Origin of the sequence: Acinetobacter sp. P8-3-8 (assembly GCF_000214135.1) — a bacterium.
In the GTDB taxonomy this organism is placed as follows: Bacteria; Pseudomonadota; Gammaproteobacteria; order Pseudomonadales; family Moraxellaceae; genus Acinetobacter.
This window is the reverse complement of record NZ_AFIE01000014.1, coordinates 14,421-36,667: the sequence shown is the minus strand read 5'-3', so window position 1 is coordinate 36,667 and position 22,247 is coordinate 14,421. Positions and strand designations below refer to the sequence as shown.

The window sequence follows — 22,247 nt, the reverse complement described above, 5'->3', positions numbered from 1 at the left end:
CTAATTGGGAAGAGAAGAAAAATCTGAAGCAGTAAAATCTGTCCGTTGTGAAGTTTCACGCCAAACATCCAAAAACTCTTGCTGTTGCGGCTGCCCCTGCAAATAGTGAATGGTCGCTTGAATCCAAAGTTGATGATCATTCAATGAAATTTGCCCTTTGAGCAAAGACCATCTTAAATAAATCAACCAAGTATTTAGCACATCACCTTCGCAATAACTGGTGAGTGCCAACCATTGCTGAGTTTTCACATATTCAGGAACAAAATAACCTGAAATACCACGCTTACCGGGATAACCCAGTAAATGAGCAGCATCATCCAACTTCTGAAAATGTCTTCCGTTGAACATTGCCATCACATCCATCAAATCAACATGACGAGTGTGGTAACGGTTCTGATAGTTATTATACCTTTTTTGCGTATCAATCTCACCCTGATCGAACAAACTTGGTGCAGAAAGTCCATGATACATGGCACGGAATAAGATCACAGGAATATCAAATTGTGAACCATTCCAACTCACTAAGGTTGGATGACGTTTATCAAAAATAGATAAAAACTTTTGTAAAATTTCAGCTTCTGAATAATGCTCACGACTGAATGAAAACAGTTTCATTGAACCATTTTCATCGAGCCATAAGCCTGAGATACATACAATTTCATGCAAAGCGAGGCGTTGAAAATCCATGCCCGATTCTTGGCGGCGCAATTTTGCCAAAGCTTGCTCCAAATCAGCTTCAGGCAAATCTAAACCATATAAATGCGCCCCTGATTTAAGATCAGTCAGGGTTTCAATATCGAACACTAAAACAGGAAGGCGCATAAAATTGTTTTACTCAATAATCAGTTTGCCATCATGAAGCAATTCATTACTTGGAAGCAATATTCTATTTGAATTACGGATGTTACGCAGTAGTTTTTCTCAGAGATTTGAGCATTTTGCTTCATATTAAAAGTTGATACGCGTAACCGTCATCCGCAACATGTTTGAGACAGGACTAATTTTAAAAAATAATGTTTTTGCGATAAATTAATCAAAAGATGGTCGTGAACGAGTTTTGCGGTGAGGAGCAATGCTCCGCAAGGTGGTTTTCTTACGAAGCTCCGCTTCTCATTTTGCCGAAACAAAAGTAGGTCGAGCCGAAGGCTTATACTGAAATATAAACTTTAGATATAAGACTCAGCCACTGCTCAAATCATTTTAATTTTTAAATACCCTAAACATATCATACTAAGGACAAATCACTCATCATCATCCACAGAGAACAATCCAGTCGATAAATAACGATCACCACGATCGCAAACGATACAAACGATCACAGCATCTGGATTTTCCTCAGCCAGTTTAATCGATGCCCAAACCGCACCACCTGAGGATGTTCCTGCACTAATTCCCTCTTGACGTGCTAAACGACGTGCCGTTTTTTCAGCTTCAATTTGAGGAATATCCATAATACGATCCACACGTTTAGGATCAAAAATCGTCGGTAAATATTCTTGTGGCCAACGGCGGATTCCTGCAATATTCGAACCCTCAGAAGGTTGTAAACCTACGATTTGAATCTCAGGATTTTGTTCTTTTAAATATTTAGAAATCCCCATAATCGTACCAGTTGTACCCATAGCACTGACGAAATGAGTGATTTTACCGCCTGTTTGCTGCCAAATTTCAGGGCCAGTGGTTAAATAATGTGCTTCAACATTATCAGGATTACCAAACTGATTTAATACCAAACCTTGACCTTCAGCCTGCATTTGCAAAGCCATATCACGAGCGGATTCCATATTGGGAGCTTCAATCAATTCAGCACCATAAGCACGCATCGCATCTTTACGTTCTTGGCTTGAATTTCCCGGCATGATGAGCTTCATTTTATAGCCACGCATGGCTGCAACCATTGCCAATGCAATTCCTGTATTTCCACTTGTCGCTTCAATCAAAGTATCGCCTGGTTTAATCTGACCACGTTGTTCAGCTTTCATGATCATATTATATGCAGGACGGTCTTTTACAGAACCAGCAGGATTATTACCTTCTAGTTTTGCCAATACTGTTGCTTGAGTATGACTTGCCAAACGCTGTAAACGCACTAAAGGCGTTTTTCCTACATAATGGTCTAATAAAAAATCATCGGCTAAGAAATCAGGTTGTGTATTACTCATGAATTGCACCTATATTGAGGTGGACGTATTGTATGAAAAAAAGTGGCTGACTGCACATCTTTCAAGTTCATTTAGCGAACAATGCTCAAACCCGTCGATTTTGGAAATTTCTCAACAAAGAAACAGAAAAAGTTTAATTCAGTAAAATGAATTAGATAGCATCATAGTTGAATAACTTAGCATTAGAAATGATAACCTTATCTTTAAATAAGCATAACTATTCCCCCTACAAAGTTTTTTAATCATATTGTCATACGGGATGAATAAAGCATGTTAATATCCTTCGCATGGGGAATGAGTTGCTGGAACCATGTCGAATTTCAATAAAAAACTCTTTAAACGTTTAAAGCTCAATCACGCGTATGGCCAGCTCATTGCGATGATTTTTGTACCGATCATGATTATGGCATGCGTAGGTACTGCCTTGGTTCTGTCAGAAACATCAGCCGCAGCAAAATCCAAACAACGCTTTGCAGCAATTGCGATTTTAAGTCGCTTTCAATACACCACTGAACAACTCACCAGTATCATTGATCAAAGTCCGACTCAAAAAGCAAAAGCTGAAAACATTTTGCAAAAAATGTTTAATGAAAAATATTTACTCAGTGCTGCCGTTTTAGATGAAAATAATGTTAATCACCTGAGTATTGGCTATCAAAATAAACGTGACTGGCCCAACATTCCTAAAACAGATACTTTCTTCGGGCCAATTTCGAGTAAACATAACAATATCTATGGGCTAAAACTCAATCCTCTCCACTCAACTCAAAATAAAAATATGTGGTTGGTGATTGAACTGGATAATCAACCTTTAGAAATTGCACACTATCGTGTCATGATCGTTTTGATCACGACTGCATTATTCACCTTACTGTTACTATTATTGTGTTTGAATTTTTATTCTCGACGCTGGATTGCACCGATGTATGAAATTCGTATGCAATTACAACGTTTAAATGCAGATACTTTAGATCAACACATGATCATTAACAGTACAGGCGAATTGCGTTTACTACAGCGTGATATCGCCAATGTGGTCAAGCGTTTACATTTCAGCTTTTTAGAACTTAAAGAACATACAGAACAAACTGAAGATGATTTACGTCGTACTTTAGACACGCTAGAAGTCCAAAACATTACCTATAAACAAGCGCGTGACCAAGCGATTTCATCCAATCAGGCTAAATCTGTATTTCTTGCCAATATCAGTCATGAATTACGTACACCATTAAATAGTATTGATGGCTTTATTCATTTGATGTTGCGTCAGGACAATCTAAGCAATGATCAAAGCTTATATTTACAAACCATTCGTAAATCATCAGCTCACTTATTGGCACTGATCAATGATGTACTGGATTTCTCAAAAATTGATGCAGGTAAATTAGAACTCGAAACAGCGCCTTTTGACTTAGAAGAAGCTATTTTTGATGTCATGGACATGCTGTCACCACTGGCGGCACAAAAACATATTGAGATGGCGTTCTATTTTGCCGACAACGTCCATAAATATGTAATTGGTGATGCTTTACGCTTTAAGCAGATTTTGACCAATTTAATTTCCAATGCCATCAAATTCACCCCTGATGGTGAAATTATTGTTCGTGTTCGTATGGAACATGATGATATTGGACAATGCTTACTGCATTTTAGCGTCCAAGACAGTGGTATCGGTTTAAGCGGTACAGATCGTAAAAAACTATTTGAATCATTCTCGCAAGGCGATGCATCTGTCACCCGCCAATTTGGTGGTACAGGTTTAGGTTTGGCTATTTCCAAACAACTTGTACATTTAATGCAAGGTCAAATTGGCTTTGAAGACAACCAAGAACGTGCACCAACGGAAAAAGGCTCAACATTCTGGTTTACTGCCATGTTTGTGGTTAATGAAGATGAAGAAATTGTTCATCCTTCATTTAAAGAGATGAAAGTCGTATCGTTCTTGGCACACCCTGCAACTGCCAATGTATTACGTCATTATTTAGAAGATTACCAAGTCCAACATACAGAAGCTCAATCAATTTTAGATCTGTTTAGTCGACTGAATAGTCTGGATCAGCAGACTGAAAACACATGGCTCATTGTAGATCATAGTGGTGATACCGAAGCTTTATTAAAAGAAATTCGAAACCGTTATCAAGGTCATTTAGCCGTATATGGCTATCAAATGGCACTTGATCCAAATATGCTGAATGAATATAAAGCACGTCCATTATATCAACCACTGAGTCGTAGTTCGGTGATTCAACTGTTAAGTAATCAGCCTGTATTTGACCAAGAACATCATCAAGATTTCAAAGGGCGTGATTTACATATCTTGGCTGTGGATGATCACTTACCGAATCTTATTGTTTTAGAAGCGCTTCTCGGTGAACTCAATGTCAAAACCACCAAAGCACAAAGTGGACAAGAAGCATTAAACTTAATTCAACATCGCATTGATCATGATGAAAAAGCATTTGACTTAATCTTTATGGATATTCAAATGCCTGTCATGTCTGGTATTGATACCACTCGTGCAATCCGCTCTCTTGAGTCAACATTAGACGACTTACGCATGCCAATTATTGCTTTAACAGCACATGCTTTGGCAGATGAAAAGCAAAAACTACTCAAAGTCGGTATGGATGACTATGTCACCAAGCCTATTCAGATTGAGCAAATTATTCAGATTCTGACCAATTGGACTTCAGACACATTCATTCAAACGCATCAACAAGTTGAAAATTCTGTCTATATTGAAGCCTTTGATTCCGATATTTTAGATTGGAAACAAAGTTTAGCACTTGCTGCTAATAAAGAAGACCTTGCCCAAGATTTATTGAAAATGTTGGTCGATAGCTTCCCGACCGAATTGGATGAAATTCAACAATTGGTTGAGCTTGAAGATTTCCCACAGCTTGAACATGTATTACATCGTTTATATGGTGCAACGCGTTATGTCGGCACACCTAAATTGCAACGTGCTACAGGCGAGTTTGAACAATTCGTATCAACACTCAGAAAAGAACGTCGTAAAGCTGATGAAGCTTTTATTCAAGAAGTCATACAACGCCTAGATCACTTACAACTGGTCATCCATGAGGTTGAAACAGCCGCACAACAAATTTTCCCTGCGACCTAAATTGCACGAAAAACTTGAATTTGTGATTTTTGCTAATGACTTTTAACTGCTTTAAATGGCTTTGAAAAAACTTTCCGTGACTCTCGTGTCATGCAACTTTTTTAAAGTCCATGCTATGCTGATGATTAAGGAAAATAAGAGTCTAACTCATGGCACTATTACGTATTGAAAAAAATAATGGCATCGCAACGGTTTATCTAAATCGCCCTGATAAGCGCAATGCAATGAGTTTTGCACTGTTGCGTGAATTGGTCAGCACAGCAAAAAAAATCAAACAAGATCGTTCGATTCGTTGTGTCATTCTGACTGGTGAAGCCAATGTTTTTAGTGCTGGTATTGATTTAGCGGATTTAAATAACCCTAAAAATAAAGCATATGCGGCTTGGGAATTGATTAAACCAGGTCAAAGTATTTTTCAAAAAGCATTTTTAATTTGGCAAGAATTGCCTGTGCCTGTTATTGCCGCACTTGAAGGTTTTTGTTTTGGTGCAGGCATGCAATTGGCACTTGCGGCAGATATTCGTATTGCTCACCCAGACACAAAAATGTCGATTATGGAAAGTCGTTGGGGACTGGTTCCTGACATGGGTTTAACCCGTTCAATCAAGGGTGTTATCGGTATCGATTTAGCCAAAGAACTCACACTAACGGCACGAATTTTTGATGGTCATTATGCAAAAGAAATTGGCTTAATTACTCATATCGATAATTCACCTTTAGCAAAAGCACAAAGTATTGCCGAAGAAATGTTACAGCGTTCACCTGATGCACTGATGGCAGCAAAACGTGTCTTAGATGCAATGGAACATGAACCTAAAAAATCACTTCGTTTAGAAAAAATTTGGCAATTAAAATTACTTATGGGTAAAAATAGTCAAATTGCACGTAAAAAGGATAAACATCCAGAAGTGCAGTTCCTACCTCGCCAATATAAATAGTCTTTTGATCGTCTTTTTAAAATGATTCAAAATCGTTGAGTTGCAAAATGAATTTTGACCGTAACAGTAAAATTGCATTTTTAGGTATGGGACTAATGGGGAGCCGTATGGTCACCCGTTTAGTTCAAGCAGGATTGAATGTTGCTGTTTGGAATAGAACAGCAAGTGCATGTGAGCCATTGATTGATATGGGCGCTCATGCGTTGGATTTGGATCATATTGCAGAATACCCGATTATCCTCACCTGTCTTGCAGACGATCAGGCGGTACAAGCCGTTTTTGACCGTATTCACGACCAATTAAAACCCTCACAAATCATTGTCGATTTTTCCAGTTTATCTGTAGATAAAACCAAGCAACTTGCAGCGCTTGCAGCACAAAAACAAGTAACTTGGATTGACTCTCCTGTTTCAGGTGGAACTGCAGGTGCTGAAAATGGAACTTTGGTTATTTTTGCAGGTGGCGATATTGAAACCATTCAAGATTTAAACCTGATTTATAATGTTCTTTCACAGCGTGTAACCCGCATGGGGGAAACAGGAACGGGGCAAGCAACGAAGATTTGCAATCAATTGATTGTTGCAGCCAACAGCACATTGATCGCTGAAGCGGTTGCACTCGCCAGACAAGCAGGTGTAGACACCACCCTACTTGCTCCCGCACTTGCAGGTGGTTTTGCCGACTCTAAACCGTTTCAAATATTAACACCACGTATGGCAACGCATAACTTTGAGCCAGTTCAGTGGAAAGTACAAACCTTATCAAAAGATTTAAACAATGCCGTTCAACTGGCAGAACAATTTAATCTAGACATTCCCGTTGCAAAAAAAGCCTTAACACAACTACAAGATCATCAACAGCATGGTTTTGCGGAATCAGACTTAGCAACAGTTATTCAGCAGGTTGAACATAAAACAGTTGAAAAATAGTGGATTGCCATCTACATTGAGAATAGAGTCAATCTTAAGCAAGGAGCACTACGATGACTAAACTCGCAGTAAACCTATCGATGATATTTACTGAAGTGCCACTCATTGAACGATTTGCATTGGCTCATTCACATGGTTTTCACAATATTGAAATTCAATTCCCATATGAATTGAGTATTGCGGATATTCAGGCTCAACTGGAACTATATGACTTACATCTTTGCCTGATTAATGTCCCTGCGGGAGACTTAATGCAAGGTGGCTATGGCTTAGCAGGCATTCCAGGACGAGAAATCGCATTTCACCAAGCACTTGAGCTTGCAATTGAATATGCCAATGCGCTAAATATCCCAAGTGTTAATATTTTGGCAGGTAAACAGCCTGAAGATGCAGACTTATTACCGTGTTTAAACACACTCTCTAATAACCTAAAATTAGCATGTCATATGCTGACTGATCATGGGATTCAACCTCTTTTTGAAATGATCAATGGTACGGATATGCCACGCTTTTTGATTCAAAATATTGCCCAAGCCCAAGAGATGTTAGAAGCTGTTCACCACTCTGCGCTAAAAATGCAATTTGATTGTTACCACATGGCAATGATGGATGAAGATGTACTTTCTGCCTTAAAAGAAAATATAGATTGGATTGGACATATTCAATTTGCCGACTGTCCAGGGCGCCATGAACCTGATACTGCACAAATTGACTACTCATCAATTTTTACATGGTTAAAACAAAGCAGCTACACAGGTTACATCGCTGCTGAATACAGACCACAAACCAATTCAAATCAATCATTTGCTTGGAAGGATAAATATTTTTCTAACAACCATACTTACTGAGTCAATCTACTTTAAATAGAATTGGGCGTTCTATAATTTGAATTTTTAGAACAAAAGCGCTATATTAGAGGGTGAGATATTGTTTGGAAAATATACACCCTATGAATTTAGAACCATCGCCCAGCGCTTCTAATTCTCACGAACTTGCAATGAACACCCAAAATCAAGATGTACGCACTTGCTTAAAAGTCGTACAAGAAGCCCTACTTGATGTAAAAGCCAAAGATATAATCGAGCTAAATGTAAGCGCGATCAGCAACGTTGCAGACGCAATTGTTATTGCTAGCGGAACATCTACTCGTCATGTTAAAGCACTTGCTGACAATGTTGCTGAAGAAGCACGTAAAGCAGGTTTCCGCCCAATTGGTGTCGAGGGTGAGAGAGATGCTGAATGGATTCTAATCGATTTAGGATTAGTTGTAGTACATGTGATGCTACCTACCGCTCGTAAATTTTATGACTTAGAAAGTTTATGGCGTACAACACCTGAAAGTGTTGCCTAATTTAAGAAAAGCGACTTTAAAGTCGCTTTTTTATTGCCACGTTATTACCTGTCCTTCCTTAACAATCCACTAAGAAATAAGAGCAATTGCATCGTATGACCATGAGCGATATGAATTATATCTTTAGCAATATTGAATCATTTGATTAAACTGACATTTAAATTTGCCATTTGCTTTCTGGTCGTTATCCAACAAATACTTTTAAAAACGACATAAGCAATCCCAAAGCTCCAAATGAAGTTCACAATAATACCGATACTCTGATCCATTAAACTTGCTTTACCGATCAACTCAAGCGCCGAATTGTGGTTAAAAGCAACTGCCAAAGTTCCCCATATCCCACAAACACCGTGTACAACCAAAACATCTCGAACATATCGAGAATCAATCCATCGCACTAAAATTCGAGGTGTATATAAAGTTAATAAACCTGAGACTAAACCAATAATAAAGGCTGAGGATGGGCTGACAAATGCACAGCTTGCTGTTATTGCAACCAAACCACCTAGAGTCGCTTTGATCAATTCAGACCATGACATTATTTTTTGATTTAGAAATAAAGGAAATAGCAACGGAGAAACGATTGAACCCAATAAGGCTAACACGGCATTCATCACAACCTGACTAATATCAACATGAATTGCAGAAATATAGATTACATTCAAACCTGACCATGCTAACCAAAGTACAAAACCAGCCAAAGCCAAAGATAAAATTTTATAATCTTCGAATATCAGATCTTTTTTAATAATCTCTTGTTTATATTTCGCTTTTAAAGACAGATAAGCTGCCAAAACAATCCACGCTGCGGTTGAATGCACAACCGTTGAACCTGCAAAATCAATAAATCCTAAAACTTTAAGCCAGCCGTCACCAAAAAACAAACTCCCCCAAACCCAAGCACTGAAGAACGGAAAAATCACCATAGCAATCATTAACCCTGTAATCCAATTGACTAGGATGGATGATGTACTTGGAATAATTCTCCCAACAACGGTGGTAATTGTGGTTGCCATCAGCATATAAAAAAATAATAAATTCCAATGCCATCCTTGAATATCATTTAGAACTCTCGGACTATCTCTTATTTCCCAAACCGCAAGTTTTGAAAAAATAATTTCAAATAGAATGGTTCCCAAAATGGCGGAAATATAATTGATCATAAGACGGTAAATAGATCTTAAATTATGCTCATAACCACCTTCAGCAACAGCAAAACCTGCCTGCATGAGAATGACAAAAGCACTACCGTAAAATAAGATTTTAAAGTCTGGAATTAAATTAAATGCGGCAAGATCATTTTCTAACGATGAGGAAAATGCATAACTCGGAAAGGCCAATATGATTAAAATTAAACCCATCAAACACTTTAATTTCAGCATATTTAGACCCAAAGTTACTGTGACCTCCTCATTTAGAAAAATTCACAATAATTATTAATTTCGATAACTATGTATCACTTATGTTAACAAGTATAAAGCGTCTCCAAAAATAAAAAACCTTTTTACATCGGATAGCATATTAGCTATTGTTTTTAAACAATTTATTTCTAATTATTTTACTAACATGCACTTAAATCGTATGAAATATAACTTAATAAATATCACTATATCGCTTGTTTAGTCTTTATCGCGCTTAATCTTTATAGTATTGCTTTACTGGATAATACTTTGTGCTTTCCACCCAATGACCGTTGCTGAGTGTCCGTTCCGTAACTTTTACTTTATCTCCTGCCTCAGCCGTTGCATCCTCTATAAACTCTTTGACTAAACGCAAACCTTTTTTCGGAACAACAACATACTCAGAACGTATGTGATAACAACAACCACTTTTGTTAAACGTTAGAATTCTTTTCTGGTCTGCATCTACCTTAAACATACCCAAACTTTCATGGGTCAATTTCGTCAATTCATCACTCAAAACAAATTTATTTCGAGTTCGATTAAAGACATAAATATCATAGCTTGGGCCACCATAAGCACCAGCATTTCCATTGCGGATTGCGATATCTTCTTGCCCATCGAAATTAAAATCATTAAAAATTAAGGGGCTTTGCTCACCATAGAGTTGCACTACATTTACAGAGGGTTTGAAGTCTTTATCCAAATAAGTCGTCAAATCTGCCGATGAAAAGCTTTGGAATTTCTTTGTTTTACCTTTTTGAAAAAGATCTATTTTCGCTTTACCGCCACATTTATTTTGATCGCATGGTACGTCGATGGCAACATCATAAAGTTTTGATGCTTTTTTAATTTCAAAAATTTGAGCAATCGTATTCTGACTCAACACGAATACACCACAAGTCAAAAAAAGGCTGAACGGCTGCATATTTATTTTCATTGGATAAGTGCTCTTATTTAAGATCAGTTCAATTATCCTAACAAAAGTTCCAAATATAAAAAACCACCCGAAGGTGGTTAGGCACCCTCCTTTATCAAAGGAGGGTTGGGGTGGATTTAATCCGATAGCGGCTTAGTGTCCGCCACCGTTAATTGCTTTTGTCATTTCTTCAACGACTTTCTTCGCATCACCGAAGATCATCATGGTTTTGTCATTATAGAACAAGTCATTATCCAAGCCTGCATAACCCGTCGCCATTGAACGTTTGATGACCATAATCGTGCGTGCTTTATGTGCTTCAAGAATTGGCATACCGTAAATTGGTGAACTTGGATCGTCTTTTGCAGCAGGGTTCACAACATCGTTCGCACCGATGACAAGGACGACATCAGTTGCTGGGAAGTCTGAGTTGATCTCATCCATTTCCAAGATGTCTTCATAAGCAACATCTGCTTCAGCAAGAAGTACGTTCATGTGACCAGGCATACGACCTGCAACTGGGTGAATCGCAAAACGAACTTTTACACCTTGTTCTTTTAAGATTTCACACAATTCTTTTACTGCGTTTTGCGCACGACCTTGCGCCATACCATAACCCGGTACGATCACAACGCTGTCTGCATTCGACATCAAGAAACCAGCATCATCAGCAGAACCTGAACGGTAGTTACGTTGAACTTGCTCGCCTTTATCTGCCGATGCAACTGCCGCACCGCCCATCGCACCACCAAACAATACGTTGATGATTGAACGGTTCATCGCTTTACACATGATGTAAGACAGAATCGCACCCGAAGAACCTACAAGCGAACCAGCAACGATCAACATGTTGTTTTCAAGTGTAAAACCAATCCCCGCAGCAGCCCATCCAGAGAATGAGTTGAGTAGAGATACTACAACAGGCATATCACCACCACCGACTGGTGCAATCCACACCCAACCGAATGCAAGTGCAAGTGCAGTCATCGCCCAGAATGCTGTCATATTACCTGTGGTGAAGAAGTAAACACCACACGCCAGCATTGCTAGGAAAATGATTGCTTGAACAGGTTTAACCCATGCACCAGAAATCGTTTTTGCCCATTTTTTCGCAGCTAACTTACCATAAGCGAATACCGACGCTGTAAAGGTAATTGCACCAACAAAACAGCCGACAAACAATTCAAATAAATGAACTTTACTCATATGCGCATGTTGTACACCCGCAGCAGTTAATGCCGCTTCATTTTCTGCGAATAAAGCAGTCAATTGGTTATTATGTAAAATAGCAGCAATTGCAATTAAAACAGCAGCCAAACCAACTAACGAGTGCATTAAAGCAACAGTTTCTGGCATTTGCGTCATTGGAACAGTACGTGCACGAGCGATACCTACAATCGCACCCAGTACCATTGCTCCACCGATCATCCAAACAACAGGATGATCTGCAACAAAGAAGGTGGTGATTACAGCAATCGCCATTGCGATCATACCGTAACGGTTACCTTGAATTGCCGTTTTAGGACCTGATAAGCCACGTAAAGTTAAAATAAAAAGGACAGCACCTACTAGGTAGAACCAATCCGCATAGTCTCGAATAAATTCCATGTATTAGCCCTCTTTTTTCTTTTGTTTTGGCTTAAACATTTCAAGCATACGCGCAGTTACTGCGAAGCCACCAAAAATGTTAATGCTTGCCAAGAACACTGCTACTGCACCAAGTACACTCACAACATTCACTGATTGGAATTGCACACTTGCATCGACAATACCCGGGATACCGACAGTCTGAATCATTGCACCAACCACAATAATTGATGACAAAGCATTGGTTACCGCCATTAATGGCGTATGCAATGCAGGTGTAACACCCCAAACCACGTAGTAACCAACAAAGATGGCTAAGACGAAAATTGTAATAGTTTCAACCATGATAACTCTCCTTAACCACGCTTGAGCAGTACTTGACCGCCATGAGTTACTAGAAGTGCTTTTTGAATTTCGTCTTCTTGATTGATCGCGAAGTTTTTCTCTTTATCAAATAAAGTTTCAACGAAATTAAAGACATTACGTGCGTACAGTGACGATGCTTCAGTCGAAACTGTAGAAGGAATATTTGGGATACCTAAAATAGTGACACCATTGTCAGTGACAACATTTTCACCGTTTTTAGAGCCTTCAACATTACCGCCCGTTTCAACCGCCATATCTAGGATGATTGAACCCGGTTTCATTTTGGCAACAGTTTCAGCTTTAATTAAACGAGGTGCATCACGACCAGGTAAAAGTGCCGTTGTAATCACGATGTCTGCATTTGAAACCGCTTTATCTACAATGATGGCTTGGTCTTTGATGTATTGCTCACCTGGCATCCATCCATAACCGTTTTTAGCAGCATCAGCAGCTTTTTGCTTTTCTTCATCAGACATTGGAACGTCTAACCATTTACCACCAAGTGATTCAACTTGATCACGTGCAGTTGGACGTAAATCTGTTGCTTCTACTACCGCACCTAAACGTTTAGCTGTTGCAATCGCTTGCAAACCAGCAACACCAACACCCATGATCACAATACGAGCTGGCTTAACCGTACCCGCTGCAGTCATCAGCATTGGGAACATACGTTGATATTCCGCAGCAGCCAAAAGCACTGACTTATAACCAGCAAGGTTGGCTTGAGAAGACAATACGTCCATGTTTTGCGCACGAGACAATGTACGTGGCAAAAGTTCTAACGCAAATGCAGACACTTGTTGTGACGCAAATTGATCAAGTTCAGTATTGCGGTAAGGGTCAAACATTGCAACGATGGTTGTACCAGCTACAAGCTTTTGAATTTCGTCACCATACGGCGCACGAACTTTCAAAATCATCTGACTGCCTGTATAAGCATCGTCTGTAATTTTTGCACCAACCTGTTCATAAGCACTATCAATAAACGCAGCTTTTTTACCAGCTCCACGTTCAATGACTACACTATGACCAGCGCTGATCAACTTTTTTACTGTTTCTGGTGTAGCAGCAACACGGTTTTCACCAGTAACAGTTTCTGTTGGGATACCAATCTGCATGAGCGTTCCTCAAGCTAATTTTTCTTCAAGTAAACATCGTGAAACACGATGTTTTCCTCAGGACGTGTTCTTATGTATTTTTGGATTCTAATTGAACTTAAATAAAATACTACCCAATATTTATTTAATAAATACCCATATTTTGAACTGTGTGGTTCATAAATATAAATCTACGACATACTAGGTATTCATTTTACTTTGCTAAATATTTGAACATTTTTCAACTTTTCTAGCTTATTTATACTTTTAATTGTTAATTTGCTGTTTTTTTATACTCAGCTTTAATCAATTCTTCTTCGACGATGGGTGATTGATTGGCATTTTAGGCATGGCGCGTATTTTCTGATTTAAATTTTTAATCTTTAAATAGCCAAGAAAACAAGCGTCTTGACCATCATCAAATAACATATTCGCCTTTTTGACAAGATATAGCATGATTTTGCAGATCTGAATTGGCTATTTATTCCATAACTCTCGTCAAAAGTGCGATCTTTATTTATTCCTTTTTTTAATTCAGTCCATAAAAAAAAGTATTTGGAACATATGCTTAAATATTTCATCCAAAACGCTAGATTTAATGCATGAAAAGTTCATTTTACTTGCCTAGTCATTTTATCTAGTAATAATGCAATAGAATATTTTAGCTCCAAATTTTAAATGCACCATTTTTGTGCTATTTACCAGCTATTTTTGGCTCTATTTCACCCTTTTTTAATAACTTTGCGATAATCATCATCTATTAATTATTTTGATACATATTAATTGCATTTTAATGAAGCACTTTAAACATTTTCTATTTGTTTTCTATTTATTCAATATAGATGCATTACAATTTTTGATTAGATTGATTCTTTTTTTGCATTTTCCCTCTGTTTCATCTGCAACTATACTTCTCTATAGATTTTGATCTACTTCCACTCTCCACAAAGTAGTTAGCATGAAACTTACTCTCTCCAGCACTCAAGTTGGTTCGCTTTTCGCACTCGGTGCTGCATTTTTATTTAGCACCAAAGCCATTTTCATTAAACAAACCTATGCCCTTTCACCATTGGTGGATGGAACAGTATTAATGGCTTTAAGAATGGCGAGCGCCCTACCTTTCTTTTTACTGCTGTGTTGGTTCAATCGTCATCACAATAAAAATATCAGTGCTAAAGATTGGGGAATGCTGATTTTGGCAGGTTTAATTGGCTATTACTTTTCGAGTTGGTTGGATTTTGCTGGCTTGATGTATATCAGTGCATCACTGGAACGGATCATTTTATTTTTATATCCAACACTGACTGTGATTTTGACCAGTGCTATTTACAAACAAAAACTCAGGTTAAAAACCGTCATTGCCATCGCTTTAAGTTATGGCGGTACAGTGATCGTGATGTTACAAGAACAAAGCACAGTACCTCATGAAGGAAGTTTTTGGCTGGGTGTCAGTCTAGTCTTTGCCAGTGCAGTGTGTTTTGCATGCTATCTATTGATGACGCCACGTTTGATTCAAAAATTTGGTTCTTGGAACTATACAGGCTTAGCTTTAAGTATTGCGTGTTTTGGCACATTGATCCATTTCATGATTGCAACGCCACATCCAATTCAATTACTGACTCAATTACCTATACAAGTTTTATGGTACGGCATTGCATTGGGTTTATTGGTTACGGTTTTACCAACGATCTTAATTGCACAAAGTATTTCACGTTTGGGCGCTGCACAATCTGCCATGATTGGTTCAATTGGACCAATTCTCACCATTATTTTAGCGGTTGCTTTGTTAGGTGAACATATGAATGCGATACAATGGTTTGGCTGCTTGTTAAATATTATCGGTGTTATGATGATCACCTTGTCTAAAAAGAAACTGGCACATTAATACTACTTGGAACATTAGAACTATTGCTATGTACTTCTTATATGTACCCCAGAAAATGAATCGGAACAGATATGCACTTTAAAATTGTATCGCCAAGCGCATGTGTTGATATTGAAAATATTCAATTGGCTCAATCCCATCTTGAATCTTTAGGGCATCAAGTCAGTTTAGGACAATATGTATTTTCCCAATATCGATATTTGGCAGGAACAATTGAACAGCGTGTTGATGATTTAAAGCAAGCCTGCTTAGACCCAACTGTGGACGCAATTTGGTGTGGTCGTGGTGGTACTGGGGCTGGAATGTTACTTCCCTATTTGGATGAATGGATTTTAAATAAACCACTCATTGGTTATTCTGATACAACCGTGCTGTTAAATTATGTCGTCATGCATGGTGGGCAAGCACTACATGCACCTGTTTTCCAAGAAATTGCCGTTAAAAATTTAGATAATAGTTTATTGTCTTACGATGCTTTAAAAACCATTAGTTTATTAAATACTGATCAAAATAAACGACAACATTATGCATTAACAAGTTTGAATGATTTTTCCCAAGATCAAGTCATTGAAGATACAGTCGTTCTAGGTGGCAATTTAACCGTTTTATGTAGCTTACAAGGCACAGCTTATAGTCTACAACTTCATCAACCCAGTGTTTTATTGATAGAAGATGTCGGCGAACCGTATTATCGAATTGAACGTTGTTTGACTCAACTTTTACAGAGTATTGATATCTCTCATTTAAAAGCGGTGGTTTTAGGTGATTTTTACCAATGTCCACAAAAAAATGTTCCGCAAAGCATCGCTGAAATCGCCAATGAACATTTAGAACCTTTAGGCATAGCACTGTATCAATGTGATTGGTTTGGGCACGGACAACATAACCGCCCGTTTTGGATTGGTAAAACAGGCAAAATTATTGATTCACAATTGATTTTATAAAGCAGAGGTTTTGCTTTGGTTGTTTATCAATGTATCGATTTTGCACCCAATACACCGCAAAAGTGCGGTGTTATTCAATGTATATTCATTCTGCTGAAAAGCGTCTTTTTAGCTTTATTGTAAATTGATCAATGTCTTTATAATAAGTTAGAGTGCTACTGATCGTGAAATACAGCGTAATCAACCAAAATAAGAAAGCGGTAAAATGCAATGAATTTTGCGTTGATACAATCATCGATATTGTGATTAACCACCAAATACCCAAGAATAAAAAAGGGGCTTTGCTGTAATTAGCATTAAACTGTAAGTCTTCTTGAACCTTTCTGCGCATTTTCAATTGATAGGTTATGTCTTGAACATCAATATCATTGCGATATTCATGTGCACTCTTAAACACTTTTAAAATTGGAAAGCCTTCTTCTAAGGCGACTTCTTGCAACGTACTGAGTGACATAGATTGATTATTTAATCCATGAGCAATGCTAAACAAATATCTCAATCCTAGTTTTTTCAGATGTTTTAACCTTATTTCATTTAAAACAGCGCTGAGTAATACAATATCCTGCTCAATTTTTTCTAAAATATTTTTTATTTCAGTAATTTTTTCTTTGGTTATGAAAAAAACAAAAAATACAGCAAGCGTTAAGATTGTACCAAAGATCAACATACCCAAAATCAGCAATTTACGCCCCCATTTATTGATTATGTATTTCTATATTTTAGTTAAAAATTTAAAATCATATATTTATATAGAATTCAAATATCTACAATCTTAATTCTCATCTAACTGTTCGTCTATTGGTGTATTCAACAAAGTCATCAAAACATCTTGAAAATGAGCCCCCGCAGATTCCTGTCCTAACTGATCATCAGGATTACGCAAAGGACATTGTTGCAAAGACAAACAACCACAACCGATACATTTATCTAGCTGCTGTCGTAGTTTTAATAAATTGATAATCTGCTGATCCAATTGGGCTTGCCATGTTTGCGACATCTTTTTCCAATCGGCTTTACTGGCAACTTGATGCTTAGGTAAAACCTGAAATGCATCTTTGACTTGCTGCAAACTTATTCCAACTTGTTGCGCAATCTTGATAATGGCAACACGGCGTAACATCGCCCGTTGATAACGCCGCTGATTACCCTGCGTACGTGTACTCCAAATCAAATCTTTTTCTTCATAAAAACGAATTGCTGGAACACTCACATCACTCCGTTGTGCCAATTCTCCAATGGTTAACCACTGCTGTAACTCTTTTTCTTTGTTGCTTTCTTTATGATCCTGATGTTGTTCCAATTTACACTTGACCTCAAGTTAACTTGAGCTTTGATACTAACAAATATTTTAAAACTATTGTGAGTACAACAACGTGAATTCAAAAACTGAATTGTGGAAAATCAAGCCATTCGAAATGTTTAACCCAAATACGCTTTATAATCCAAATGCATTTGCGTATAGTCATGTCGCTGAAGTGCGTCATTATTTGCGTATTCTTCACATATCTGGACAAGGTGGTGAAAACCAACAAGGACAACTATCCAAAGATTTTGCGCAACAAGTTCATCAAGCTTTTTCAAATGTTCAACATGTTTTAGATGAAGTCGATGCATCAATATTGGATATTGCTGTTTTAAGAATACTCGTGGTTGATCACAGCCCTAGAAAACATCAGTTTTTAATTCAGGAAATGCAACAACGTTGGAAAGGTCACGCTTTTCCTGCTTGTACCCTCATTCCTGTCCCGTGTCTTGCTTTACAAGGGATGCTCATTGAAATTGAAGCAACCGCTTATTGTATGTAACTCCAAGAACTAGGAAACCTTTATGAATGCTCAACTCGATATTAGCCAAGATAAAGCATTGCTTTGGTTAATGGCGATTGCCTGTGGTTTATGTGCAGGAGCAAACTATTATTGCCAACCGTTGATTCATTCAATTCAACAATATTTCCAAGTTCCAGAGTCACAAGTGGCGTTAACCGTCACCTTTGCTCAGGTGTCTTATGCACTTGGTTTATTATTTATTGTCCCGATGGGCGATATTGTCAATAAAACCAAGTTCATTCCCCTACTCATGTTTTTTGCGGCGATTGGATTATTGATCTGCGCATTTGCAGTCAATCTTCCGATGCTCTGGATTGGCACGATACTGGTCGGACTATTTTCTGTTGCTGCGCAAGTTTTGATTCCGCTTGCAACCATGGCCGTACAGCCTGAAAAAACAGGAGAAGTGGTCGGTTTTTTAATGAGTGGGCTTTTGGTTGGATTATTGCTTTCGACCAGTTTGGCAGGTTTATTTTCAAACCTCGTCAATTGGAAATTGATTTACATTGTCAGTTCAATGCTTATGTTAATTTTAGCTTTCATGTTAAAAAGCCGTTTGCCACATGTACCGACATCTAAAATGAGTTATGGCAGAATTTTCCACTCGATGGCAATTTTGCTATCGGAAGAAAAACGCCTTATTTATCGCTCTTTGATTGGCGGCTTTGCCTTTGCTGCAATGAGTATCCTATTTTCAACTATTGCTGTTCTACTCACCTCTGAACCCTTTAAATTGCCTGATTTTATGGTCGGTGTTGCAACCTTAATTGGTGTATTTGGTGCATTAAGCACGACTAAAATTGGAAAATTTGCAGACCGAGGTCATACCACTTTATTAACTTGGATTGGAATTGCAATCTTAGCCATAAGCTGGGTGTTCCTATACTTTGGCGGGAAATCACTCATCAGCTACATTTTAGGTTATGGCATTATTAATTTAGGACTTGCCATTGTCCATACCAGTAATCAAAACATTATTTTCCGACTCCGCCCAAATGCAAAATCACGAATTAACTCTATTTATATGACCATTTATTTTACAGGTGGCGCATGTTGTTCGGCTTTAGGTGTTTACGCATGGCATCATGGCGGTTGGACAATGACCTGTATTGTGGGTTTATGTTTAGTGACTGGTTCTGCAATATTTGCATTGTTAGATCGTTTACTCTTATCAAAAACCCAAACCGCTTAAAGATTTAAAAAACCGAATCTGGTCAATAAAAATCCTTCGAAAATCGGGGGATTTTTTATGAGCCTATCTTTTTGAAAAATATTTGAAAAATCTACTCTTAGAACAGTTCATAGCTCAAGATTATTGCTCAAAATATTAAGACATCTGCAATACAGGATAGTACGGTTTATTGAAGTCAAAGATGATCGGATTTTCTAAAATAATGTATATCAATGTCGGTAAGATTGCGCTCAGAATATTACATGCATCCTGAAGTTGTTTACGATTCATTGCACTATTATAGGTTGAACCACCATTGAGTATTTGACTTTGTATGGTTTCCAGCCGATTAAAAATTATGCAGAGTAACGCAAATGTATCTTTGCTTTGCACAACTTGTTGCATCTGCTTTTTCTCTATGTCAAAAGCGTCTTTCCAAGCTGTTTGGCTTATTTCCTGATTTTGATAATCCCAAAATGGCTGAAAGACATAAGGATTTTCAATTGTTCTAACAACGGGTTGGCTTAATTTTTCCCAAATAAGCGAATAGATTTTATGTTCTTGGTCGGATTGTAGAATTTTACTTAGAAATTGTTTAACGTTTTGCTTCTTTTGCGTGCTTTCTTCTACCTCTTCTAAACGATGAATATCAATATCTTGAATATAAATCGCCTTAAAACCAATCCATAAACTGATCAATTTAAGATCCAAATCATCATCTAATAACGTTGCTTTTTTAAACCAACTCAAACCACGTTGGATACGCAAGTTAAATTGATTTGAATTTTCTGGCTTTTTACTTTTATAAATTTCTTCTAGTACAAACATCTATTTTCTCAAAGGCATTTTTTTTCTTATAAAGAACCATACTGAAGGATATTATTTTGAGCAAGCTGTTTTCCTCACTTTTATCCTAGTGACTTCTATAGGAGTGATCAGTAATAAGAATTATCCTATTCATACTGTTTATAAAAGCTCATTTTACAGACTTTATTGATTTTAGAATGTTGATATCTTTTGAGTTATCCACAAATGCATTAAGATGATTGTTGATGATTGCCGTTTTTGCTTAGGTTGTTTAAATATGCTTCAACACCTAAATATTAGAAACGTTTTAGCAACGATCAAACCAAGATCAAGCAAATACACGTCATTCCAATGACTCCAATGTTGAATTACTCATAAAAATCGCTTTTTCCTTTAACATTGATGGCGCAAAATCAACCATGCTACGCAAAGTACGTGTGTAATGAGCTTGATCTGCAAACCCTGCTTCCAATGCAACATCAATCAGGTTATGACCTGCAACCCATAATTTGATGGCATAGCAAATCCGTAGCCATAAAATATAGCGTCGCATCGAAATGCCCAATTGCTGACTAAATAAATGCATCAGTCGAGATTCAGACAAACCAACCTGCAATGCAACTTGCGCTACCGTTGGAATTTGTTGAGGAACGAGCTGTTTAATATAAGTACAAGCTTGCAGAATCCGAGTATCCCAAGGTAACTGTGGCAATTTACCAGAACTTAAAGCACAGAGAACATTGATCAAAAGCTGTTGTGCTTCAACAAGGTTTAAATGTCCTGCAATAAGCTGTTGAAACTGAGGATGGAAAGAATCCAAACAAGAAGCGGGCAAGGAACATATTGCCTCACCGTTTAACAATGGATGTAAATAACAATATAAGGCATGATCAGGATCTATTAACACGGCGATATAGGATTGGTTTTCTGAATCTGTACCATGACTTACATTCGGTGCCATCACAACTATATCGTGATAACTCCGCTCTTCTTGAGCTAAAGTCACAGCAAATGTTGTACCGAAACCAATTTGTAATAATGCAGGAAAATGCGCATGCGCTTTGGTTAAATGCTCACGTGTTACATACATGATTACGCCATCCCAGACATATATCTTACTTTGATTTTCTGAGACTAAATTCAATTCCTTACGTTGTGATAGCATATTCGTTCAAGACCATCCTCGACATACAGTTTAAAAATACTCCTTATCCACACTAAAGGAGTAGTTATATGTTACAGGATACCCAAACACTGGTTAAAAATAGCACCAAAAATCTTATTAAAGATTCAAATTCTACTTTTGAGTTAGTTCAGAGTCCTTCTGTTCAAATCATCGGTAGCGATGGTCGCTATAAAACGTTAAAAGAATTTTATCCGTTCTATCTTTCACAACATGCAGATCCAACTTGTCGTCGTTTACACTTTGTAGGTACAACGTGTGTGATTGGGATCGCAGCTACTGCTGCCATGAGCAAAAATGCGAAACTACTTTGGGCCCTACCTGTCGTCGGTTATGGTTTTGCATGGATTGGGCATTTCTTTTTTGAACACAATAAACCTGCCACATTTAAACAGCCTTTTTTCAGTTTAGTGTGTGATTTTAAAATGTACAAAGACATTCTATTAAAACGTGTTGAGTGGTAAATCAAAAAAATTGCCCTATAAGTATCTTATAGGGCAATTTAAGTAACCTGAGTTCGAGATAAGATATGTTCCCAACTATCTGATACGCGGAAAC

General features: G+C 37.7%; 21 protein-coding genes. 10 read left to right on the top strand and 11 right to left on the bottom strand.

Annotation, left to right across the window (positions count from 1 at the left end; translation table 11 throughout):
* The gene (locus GGG_RS0108245; RefSeq protein WP_010113773.1) at positions 1–822 is read right to left on the bottom strand and encodes a 3'-5' exonuclease; all 822 of its coding nucleotides are present in this window, start codon (positions 820–822) and stop codon (positions 1–3) included.
* 419 nt (positions 823–1,241) lie between these two features.
* Positions 1,242–2,162: a cysteine synthase CysM gene (cysM, locus tag GGG_RS0108240; protein WP_010113771.1), complete on the bottom strand. Its 921-nt coding sequence runs from the start codon at positions 2,160–2,162 to the stop codon at positions 1,242–1,244.
* Positions 2,163–2,472: 310 nt separating this feature from the next.
* On the opposite strand from cysM, the gene GGG_RS0108235 reads away from it, so the two are divergent.
* The 5 genes from GGG_RS0108235 to rsfS all read left to right on the top strand — a co-directional run bounded on the left by GGG_RS0108235 (position 2,473) and on the right by rsfS (position 8,504).
* Complete coding sequence (locus GGG_RS0108235) at positions 2,473–5,286, top strand: ATP-binding protein (protein ID WP_010113770.1); 2,814 nt, start codon at positions 2,473–2,475, stop codon at positions 5,284–5,286.
* A 149-nt stretch (positions 5,287–5,435) separates the two neighbouring features.
* Positions 5,436–6,224 carry a crotonase/enoyl-CoA hydratase family protein gene (locus tag GGG_RS0108230; RefSeq protein WP_010113769.1) on the top strand — a complete coding sequence of 263 codons (789 nt, stop codon included), beginning with the start codon at positions 5,436–5,438 and terminating at the stop codon, positions 6,222–6,224.
* 47 nt (positions 6,225–6,271) lie between these two features.
* Positions 6,272–7,153, top strand: a complete 882-nt coding sequence (locus tag GGG_RS0108225) for an NAD(P)-dependent oxidoreductase (protein ID WP_010113768.1) — start codon at positions 6,272–6,274, stop codon at positions 7,151–7,153.
* A 53-nt stretch (positions 7,154–7,206) separates the two neighbouring features.
* Positions 7,207–8,001, top strand: coding sequence for a hydroxypyruvate isomerase family protein (locus GGG_RS0108220; RefSeq protein WP_010113767.1), 795 nt, complete (start codon positions 7,207–7,209; stop codon positions 7,999–8,001).
* Between the two features lie 101 nt (positions 8,002–8,102).
* Positions 8,103–8,504: a ribosome silencing factor gene (gene rsfS / locus GGG_RS0108215; protein WP_010113766.1), complete on the top strand. Its 402-nt coding sequence runs from the start codon at positions 8,103–8,105 to the stop codon at positions 8,502–8,504.
* Positions 8,505–8,641: 137 nt separating this feature from the next.
* Here the strand turns inward: rsfS and GGG_RS0108210 are convergent, their stop codons facing one another.
* The 5 genes from GGG_RS0108210 to GGG_RS0108190 form a co-directional block, all read right to left on the bottom strand.
* Positions 8,642–9,886, bottom strand: a complete 1,245-nt coding sequence (locus GGG_RS0108210; RefSeq protein ID WP_010113765.1) for an ammonium transporter — start codon at positions 9,884–9,886, stop codon at positions 8,642–8,644.
* 253 nt (positions 9,887–10,139) lie between these two features.
* Positions 10,140–10,832: a hypothetical protein gene (locus tag GGG_RS0108205; protein WP_010113763.1), complete on the bottom strand. Its 693-nt coding sequence runs from the start codon at positions 10,830–10,832 to the stop codon at positions 10,140–10,142.
* 144 nt (positions 10,833–10,976) lie between these two features.
* Positions 10,977–12,431: an NAD(P)(+) transhydrogenase (Re/Si-specific) subunit beta gene (locus tag GGG_RS0108200; RefSeq protein ID WP_010113761.1), complete on the bottom strand. Its 1,455-nt coding sequence runs from the start codon at positions 12,429–12,431 to the stop codon at positions 10,977–10,979.
* 3 nt (positions 12,432–12,434) lie between these two features.
* Complete coding sequence (locus GGG_RS0108195; protein WP_010113760.1) at positions 12,435–12,755, bottom strand: proton-translocating transhydrogenase family protein; 321 nt, start codon at positions 12,753–12,755, stop codon at positions 12,435–12,437.
* A gap of 11 nt (positions 12,756–12,766) precedes the next feature.
* Positions 12,767–13,894: a Re/Si-specific NAD(P)(+) transhydrogenase subunit alpha gene (locus tag GGG_RS0108190; protein WP_010113759.1), complete on the bottom strand. Its 1,128-nt coding sequence runs from the start codon at positions 13,892–13,894 to the stop codon at positions 12,767–12,769.
* Between the two features lie 937 nt (positions 13,895–14,831).
* Here GGG_RS0108190 and GGG_RS0108180 point away from each other — a divergent pair.
* Both GGG_RS0108180 and GGG_RS0108175 read left to right on the top strand, forming a co-directional pair.
* A complete protein-coding gene (locus tag GGG_RS0108180; protein ID WP_010113758.1) occupies positions 14,832–15,758 on the top strand; it encodes a DMT family transporter in 927 nt (308 codons plus the stop codon).
* Between the two features lie 71 nt (positions 15,759–15,829).
* On the top strand, positions 15,830–16,702 hold the full coding sequence (locus tag GGG_RS0108175) for an LD-carboxypeptidase (RefSeq protein ID WP_010113757.1): 873 nt from the start codon (positions 15,830–15,832) through the stop codon (positions 16,700–16,702).
* An 85-nt stretch (positions 16,703–16,787) separates the two neighbouring features.
* On the opposite strand, the gene GGG_RS0108170 is transcribed toward GGG_RS0108175, so the two are convergent.
* A complete protein-coding gene (locus GGG_RS0108170) occupies positions 16,788–17,384 on the bottom strand; it encodes a hypothetical protein (RefSeq protein WP_010113756.1) in 597 nt (198 codons plus the stop codon).
* A gap of 90 nt (positions 17,385–17,474) precedes the next feature.
* On the bottom strand, positions 17,475–18,002 hold the full coding sequence (gene soxR, locus GGG_RS0108165; RefSeq protein WP_010113755.1) for a redox-sensitive transcriptional activator SoxR: 528 nt from the start codon (positions 18,000–18,002) through the stop codon (positions 17,475–17,477).
* Between the two features lie 73 nt (positions 18,003–18,075).
* Here soxR and GGG_RS0108160 point away from each other — a divergent pair, with 73 nt between their 5' ends.
* Together GGG_RS0108160 and GGG_RS0108155 are read left to right on the top strand one after the other, a co-directional pair.
* Positions 18,076–18,507, top strand: a complete 432-nt coding sequence (locus GGG_RS0108160) for a RidA family protein (RefSeq protein ID WP_010113754.1) — start codon at positions 18,076–18,078, stop codon at positions 18,505–18,507.
* 22 nt (positions 18,508–18,529) lie between these two features.
* A complete protein-coding gene (locus GGG_RS0108155) occupies positions 18,530–19,720 on the top strand; it encodes an MFS transporter (protein ID WP_010113753.1) in 1,191 nt (396 codons plus the stop codon).
* A gap of 135 nt (positions 19,721–19,855) precedes the next feature.
* Here GGG_RS0108155 and GGG_RS0108150 read toward each other — a convergent pair whose 3' ends face one another.
* Entirely contained in the window at positions 19,856–20,527 is a 672-nt protein-coding gene (locus GGG_RS0108150; protein WP_010113752.1) for a HEPN domain-containing protein, read from the bottom strand.
* 322 nt (positions 20,528–20,849) lie between these two features.
* Positions 20,850–21,671: an AraC family transcriptional regulator gene (locus tag GGG_RS0108145; protein ID WP_029574500.1), complete on the bottom strand. Its 822-nt coding sequence runs from the start codon at positions 21,669–21,671 to the stop codon at positions 20,850–20,852.
* Between the two features lie 68 nt (positions 21,672–21,739).
* Between GGG_RS0108145 and GGG_RS0108140 the strand changes: the two genes are divergently transcribed.
* The gene (locus tag GGG_RS0108140; protein ID WP_010113750.1) at positions 21,740–22,153 is read left to right on the top strand and encodes a DUF962 domain-containing protein; all 414 of its coding nucleotides are present in this window, start codon (positions 21,740–21,742) and stop codon (positions 22,151–22,153) included.
* Positions 22,154–22,247: the final 94 nt, after the last annotated feature.

Bases quoted from the DNA above. Each gene is read 5' to 3' on its own strand.
- rsfS (WP_010113766.1), top strand. From the start codon at position 8,103: ATGAATTTAGAACCATCGCCCAGCGCTTCTAATTCTCACGAACTTGCA.
- GGG_RS0108180 (WP_010113758.1), top strand. From the start codon at position 14,832: ATGAAACTTACTCTCTCCAGCACTCAAGTTGGTTCGCTTTTCGCACTC.
- GGG_RS0108205 (WP_010113763.1), bottom strand. From the start codon at position 10,832: ATGCAGCCGTTCAGCCTTTTTTTGACTTGTGGTGTATTCGTGTTGAGT.
- GGG_RS0108245 (WP_010113773.1), bottom strand. From the start codon at position 822: ATGCGCCTTCCTGTTTTAGTGTTCGATATTGAAACCCTGACTGATCTT.
- GGG_RS0108230 (WP_010113769.1), top strand. From the start codon at position 5,436: ATGGCACTATTACGTATTGAAAAAAATAATGGCATCGCAACGGTTTAT.
- GGG_RS0108190 (WP_010113759.1), bottom strand. From the start codon at position 13,894: ATGCAGATTGGTATCCCAACAGAAACTGTTACTGGTGAAAACCGTGTT.
- GGG_RS0108210 (WP_010113765.1), bottom strand. From the start codon at position 9,886: ATGCTGAAATTAAAGTGTTTGATGGGTTTAATTTTAATCATATTGGCC.
- GGG_RS0108200 (WP_010113761.1), bottom strand. From the start codon at position 12,431: ATGGAATTTATTCGAGACTATGCGGATTGGTTCTACCTAGTAGGTGCT.
- GGG_RS0108225 (WP_010113768.1), top strand. From the start codon at position 6,272: ATGAATTTTGACCGTAACAGTAAAATTGCATTTTTAGGTATGGGACTA.
- GGG_RS0108220 (WP_010113767.1), top strand. From the start codon at position 7,207: ATGACTAAACTCGCAGTAAACCTATCGATGATATTTACTGAAGTGCCA.
- GGG_RS0108145 (WP_029574500.1), bottom strand. From the start codon at position 21,671: ATGCTATCACAACGTAAGGAATTGAATTTAGTCTCAGAAAATCAAAGT.
- GGG_RS0108195 (WP_010113760.1), bottom strand. From the start codon at position 12,755: ATGGTTGAAACTATTACAATTTTCGTCTTAGCCATCTTTGTTGGTTAC.
- GGG_RS0108175 (WP_010113757.1), top strand. From the start codon at position 15,830: ATGCACTTTAAAATTGTATCGCCAAGCGCATGTGTTGATATTGAAAAT.
- GGG_RS0108235 (WP_010113770.1), top strand. From the start codon at position 2,473: ATGTCGAATTTCAATAAAAAACTCTTTAAACGTTTAAAGCTCAATCAC.
- cysM (WP_010113771.1), bottom strand. From the start codon at position 2,162: ATGAGTAATACACAACCTGATTTCTTAGCCGATGATTTTTTATTAGAC.
- GGG_RS0108140 (WP_010113750.1), top strand. From the start codon at position 21,740: ATGTTACAGGATACCCAAACACTGGTTAAAAATAGCACCAAAAATCTT.
- GGG_RS0108150 (WP_010113752.1), bottom strand. From the start codon at position 20,527: ATGTTTGTACTAGAAGAAATTTATAAAAGTAAAAAGCCAGAAAATTCA.
- GGG_RS0108155 (WP_010113753.1), top strand. From the start codon at position 18,530: ATGAATGCTCAACTCGATATTAGCCAAGATAAAGCATTGCTTTGGTTA.